The organism is Shewanella sp. 10N.286.51.B8 (assembly GCF_041469325.1).
GTDB lineage: Bacteria > Pseudomonadota > Gammaproteobacteria > Enterobacterales > Shewanellaceae > Shewanella.
Genome location: NZ_JBFRKG010000024.1, coordinates 1 through 5,062, shown reverse-complemented (window position 1 = coordinate 5,062; position 5,062 = coordinate 1). Strand labels below are relative to the sequence as shown.

Below are 5,062 nucleotides of genomic sequence, written 5' to 3'. Positions count from 1 at the left end.
GGGTTGTATGGTTAAGCCTCACGAGTCATTAGTACAGGTTAGCTCAACGCCTCACAACGCTTACACACCCTGCCTATCAACGTCCTAGTCTCGAACGGCTCTTTAGAGAGATTAAATCTCTAGGGATGACTCATCTTAGGACTCGCTTCCCGCTTAGATGCTTTCAGCGGTTATCGATTCCGAACGTAGCTACCGGGCAATGCTATTGGCATAACAACCCGAACACCAGCGGTTCGTCCACTCCGGTCCTCTCGTACTAGGAGCAGCTTCCTTCAATCATCCAACGCCCACGGCAGATAGGGACCGAACTGTCTCACGACGTTCTGAACCCAGCTCGCGTACCACTTTAAATGGCGAACAGCCATACCCTTGGGACCGACTTCAGCCCCAGGATGTGATGAGCCGACATCGAGGTGCCAAACACCGCCGTCGATATGAACTCTTGGGCGGTATCAGCCTGTTATCCCCGGAGTACCTTTTATCCGTTGAGCGATGGCCCTTCCATACAGAACCACCGGATCACTATGACCTACTTTCGTACCTGCTCGACGTGTATGTCTCGCAGTTAAGCTGGCTTATGCCATTGCACTAACCGTACGATGTCCGACCGTACTTAGCCAACCTTCGTGCTCCTCCGTTACTCTTTGGGAGGAGACCGCCCCAGTCAAACTACCCACCAGGCACTGTCCCGAACCCCGATAAGGGGCCGCGGTTAGAACATCAAAACTACAAGGGTGGTATTTCAAGATTGACTCCACTCCATCTAGCGACGAAGCTTCAAAGTCTCCCACCTATCCTACACATGTAGGTTCAATGTTCAGTGCCAAGCTATAGTAAAGGTTCACGGGGTCTTTCCGTCTAGCCGCGGGTATACGGCATCTTCACCGCAATTTCAACTTCACTGAGTCTCGGCTGGAGACAGCGTGGCCATCATTACGCCATTCGTGCAGGTCGGAACTTACCCGACAAGGAATTTCGCTACCTTAGGACCGTTATAGTTACGGCCGCCGTTTACTTGGGCTTCGATCATGAGCTTCTCCGAAGATAACCCAATCAATTAACCTTCAAGCACCGGGCAGGCGTCATACCGTATACGTCATCTTGCGATTTTGCACAGTACTGTGTTTTTGATAAACAGTTGCAGCCACCTGGTATCTGCGACTGCCGTCAGCTTAGGGAGCAAGTCCCATCACCAACAGCAGCGTACCTTCTCCCGAAGTTACGGTACCATTTTGCCTAGTTCCTTCAGCCGAGTTCTCTCAAGCGCCTTGGTATTCTCTACCCGACCACCTGTGTCGGTTTGGGGTACGATTCCTACTAACCTGAAGCTTAGAAGATTTTCCTGGAAGCATGGCATCAACTACTTCATCACCTTAGTGACTCGTCATCAGCTCTCAGCCTAATGTTCACCCGGATTTGCCTAAGTGAACAGCCTACAACCTTAAACGCGGACTACCAACGCCGCGCTAGCCTAGCCTTCTCCGTCTCTCCATCGCAGTTAGCAGAAGTACGGGAATATTGACCCGTTTCCCATCGACTACGCCTTTCGGCCTCGCCTTAGGGGTCGACTCACCCTGCCCCGATTAACGTTGGACAGGAACCCTTGGTCTTTCGGCGAGGGAGTTTTTCACTCCCTTTATCGTTACTCATGTCAGCATTCGCACTTCTGATACGTCCAGTGTGGGTTACCCCTTCACCTTCAACCGCTTACAGAACGCTCCTCTACCGCTTGCTCATAAGAGCAAACCCATAGCTTCGGTGTATTGCTTAGCCCCGTTAAATCTTCCGCGCAGGCCGACTCGACTAGTGAGCTATTACGCTTTCTTTAAATGATGGCTGCTTCTAAGCCAACATCCTAGCTGTCTAAGCCTTCCCACATCGTTTCCCACTTAGCAATAACTTTGGGACCTTAGCTGATGGTCTGGGTTGTTTCCCTTTTGACGACGGACGTTAGCACCCGCCGTCTGTCTCCCGAGTAGTACTCACTGGTATTCGGAGTTTGCAAAGGGTTGGTAAGTCGGGATGACCCCCTAGCCTTAACAGTGCTCTACCCCCAGTGGTATTCGCTCGAGGCGCTACCTAAATAGCTTTCGAGGAGAACCAGATATCTCCGAGTTTGATTGGCCTTTCACCCCCAGCCACAAGTCATCCGCTAATTTTTCAACATTAGTCGGTTCGGTCCTCCAGTTGATGTTACTCAACCTTCAACCTGCCCATGGCTAGATCACTCGGTTTCGGGTCTACGCCTTGCAACTAAACGCGCAGTTAACACTCGGTTTCCCTACGGCTCCGCTATTCGCTTAACCTCGCTACAAAACGTAAGTCGCTGACCCATTATACAAAAGGTACGCAGTCACGGTCTCAAGAACCGCTCCCACTGCTTGTACGTACACGGTTTCAGGTTCTATTTCACTCCCCTCACAGGGGTTCTTTTCGCCTTTCCCTCACGGTACTGGTTCACTATCGGTCAGTCAGGAGTATTTAGCCTTGGAGGATGGTCCCCCCATATTCAAACAGGATGTCACGTGTCCCGCCTTACTCGTTTTCATCTATGGTTAGTTTTCATGTACGGGACTATCACCCTGTACCGTTGAGCTTTCCAACTCATTCCACTAACACCCCATAGACTTAAGGGCTAATCCCCGTTCGCTCGCCGCTACTAGGGGAATCTCGGTTGATTTCTTTTCCTCTGGGTACTTAGATGTTTCAGTTCCCCAGGTTCGCCTCATAACGCTATGTATTCACGTTATGATGACCACTTATGTGGCCGGGTTTCCCCATTCGGACATCGTTAGCTCAAATGCTTGTTACTAGCTCGCCAACGCTTTTCGCAAGTTACTACGTCCTTCATCGCCTCTGACTGCCAAGGCATCCACCGTATACGCTTAGTCACTTAACCATACAACCCAAATGAGTTTCACAAGGAAACTTAATCGTTGTCAGAGCGGGTAGCCCTAACAGCTGTATCGTAACTAGCTGGTTTATTACATAATTTGCATCTCTTGCGAGTACACAAATTCGCCTTAGTTTTTAGAATATTCAAGACACTTAATAAAGTGTTTTGAGAACTCAATGTATTATCAGAAAAGGATTAATTTCCCAATAATACGATTTGTAATTAATACAACGACAGACATCATCGTATTAAATACTATCAGCTTTCCAAATTGTTAAAGAACAATGCTAACCGGCCAGCGGCGCATTTCGCTCAACTTCCGAAGAAGTTAACAAGCAATCTGTGTGAACACTCAACAAACATTAAGTTAGTCGTATAGGTAAGGAGGTGATCCAGCCCCAGGTTCCCCTAGGGCTACCTTGTTACGACTTCACCCCAGTCATGAACCACACCGTGGTAAACGTCCTCCCGAAGGTTAGACTATCTACTTCTGGTGCAGCCCACTCCCATGGTGTGACGGGCGGTGTGTACAAGGCCCGGGAACGTATTCACCGTAGCATTCTGATCTACGATTACTAGCGATTCCGACTTCATGGAGTCGAGTTGCAGACTCCAATCCGGACTACGACGTACTTTGTGAGATTAGCTAGACCTTGCGGCTTTGCAACCCTCTGTATACGCCATTGTAGCACGTGTGTAGCCCTACTCGTAAGGGCCATGATGACTTGACGTCGTCCCCACCTTCCTCCGGTTTATCACCGGCAGTCTCCCTAGAGTTCCCGCCATTACGCGCTGGCAAATAAGGATAGGGGTTGCGCTCGTTGCGGGACTTAACCCAACATTTCACAACACGAGCTGACGACAGCCATGCAGCACCTGTCTCAGAGTTCCCGAAGGCACTAAGCTATCTCTAGCGAATTCTCTGGATGTCAAGAGTAGGTAAGGTTCTTCGCGTTGCATCGAATTAAACCACATGCTCCACCGCTTGTGCGGGCCCCCGTCAATTCATTTGAGTTTTAACCTTGCGGCCGTACTCCCCAGGCGGTCTACTTAATGCGTTAGCTTGGGAGCCCAGTGCTCAAGGCACCAAACTCCGAGTAGACATCGTTTACGGCGTGGACTACCAGGGTATCTAATCCTGTTTGCTCCCCACGCTTTCGTACATGAGCGTCAGTCTTTGTCCAGGGGGCCGCCTTCGCCACCGGTATTCCTTCAGATCTCTACGCATTTCACCGCTACACCTGAAATTCTACCCCCCTCTACAAGACTCTAGTTCACCAGTTCCAAATGCAATTCCCAGGTTGAGCCCGGGGATTTCACATCTGGCTTAATGAACCGCCTGCGTACGCTTTACGCCCAGTAATTCCGATTAACGCTTGGACCCCTCGTATTACCGCGGCTGCTGGCACGAAGTTAGCCGGTCCTTCTTCTGTAGGTAACGTCACAGCTAACGGTTATTAACCGTTAACCTTTCCTCCCTACTGAAAGTGCTTTACAACCCGAAGGCCTTCTTCACACACGCGGCATGGCTGCATCAGGCTTTCGCCCATTGTGCAATATTCCCCACTGCTGCCTCCCGTAGGAGTCTGGGCCGTGTCTCAGTCCCAGTGTGGCTGATCATCCTCTCAGAACAGCTAGGGATCGTCGCCTTGGTGAGCCATTACCTCACCAACTAGCTAATCCCACCTAGGTTCATCCAATCGCGAAAGGCCCGAAGGTCCCCTCCTTTCCCCCGTAGGGCGTATGCGGTATTAGCAGTCGTTTCCAACTGTTATCCCCCTCGACTGGGCAGATCCCTAGGCATTACTCACCCGTCCGCCGCTCGTCAGCAAATTAGCAAGCTAATTCCTGTTACCGCTCGACTTGCATGTGTTAGGCCTGCCGCCAGCGTTCAATCTGAGCCATGATCAAACTCTTCAATTAAAGTTTTGTTGAAACAACCACTCTTATAAATAAAAGCTTCGTTTCGGCTCAATGAATTCTGATTTCGATTTAAAGACTCGGAAGAATCTCTAAAACGTTTGTTACATATTGCTATGAACACTCATCGTTACATTGAGTAATAATTTTGATTGCTTCACTCTTTACGAGAAAGAATGAGCAATTTCGATTAACTCAACACCTGTGAGTGTCCACACAGATTACTTGATAAATTGTTAAAGAGCG

2 rRNA genes are annotated in these 5,062 nt (G+C 49.7%); both read right to left on the bottom strand.

Annotated features, from left to right (window positions below):
• Window positions 1-7: 7 nt before the first annotated feature.
• Window positions 8-2,899, bottom strand: a 23S ribosomal RNA gene (locus AB4160_RS09840).
• Between the two features lie 377 nt (window positions 2,900-3,276).
• Window positions 3,277-4,819: ribosomal RNA gene (locus tag AB4160_RS09835) — 16S ribosomal RNA — on the bottom strand.
• The 16S and 23S rRNA genes sit together here, the layout of an rRNA operon.
• Window positions 4,820-5,062 lie beyond the last annotated feature (243 nt).